The organism is Candidatus Symbiopectobacterium sp. NZEC135, assembly GCF_025962695.1.
Genome location: NZ_JAGFPF010001260.1, coordinates 1 through 633, shown reverse-complemented (window position 1 = coordinate 633; position 633 = coordinate 1). Strand labels below are relative to the sequence as shown.

General features: G+C 57.0%; 1 pseudogene. It reads right to left on the bottom strand.

The window, feature by feature from the left end:
• Nucleotides 1-633, bottom strand: a pseudogene (locus J5224_RS33710) (methionine synthase); the annotation flags it as partial.

Genomic DNA, 633 nt, shown 5'->3' with positions numbered 1-633 from the left:
GATGCGGTTAAGCAAAGAAACGCAGTGCTCAATGAGCTGATAGGGATCGGTGTCATCATCCAGCTCGGCACGGATCGCGGCGACATCGCCAAACAGGCTCCAGAACGTATCATCCAGTTGCAGATAGCGGCACCCTTGGGCATAAAACGCGTGCAGCGCCTGAACGTATACCTGTGCCAAATCGTCGCAGGAGTCATCTAACGCCTGATAAACACCATTTCGGCGCAACGAGCGGTACATCAACATGCAGGGGCTTGGCAGCGTCTGCTTGGCGACAGCCTGGGGATCGTCACCCACGGCCTGATGCAGAAAGCGGTAATGCGCCAAAAAGGGATGTTCGGGATTAAAAGAAACCGGCCCCACCACCTGAAGGTGACAGGCCGCCATCTGTTGCCGCGTAATACAATAATTCTGTTCCTCCAGCGGACCGGCAATACCGTGCAGGTGGGAAAAAAAGTCGTAATGCCCCCCGGTACGGCGCAGCACGCCATCGGTAATCACATGAATACCGCAGGCCTTTTGCTGCTCCACGACGCGTCTCACTTCATCGTCTTCCACTTGTGTCAGTTGGGGACGCGTCAGCTTGCCTGCCACAAACGCCGAGCGTGCGCGCTGCAAGCAGGCAGGGCGCAG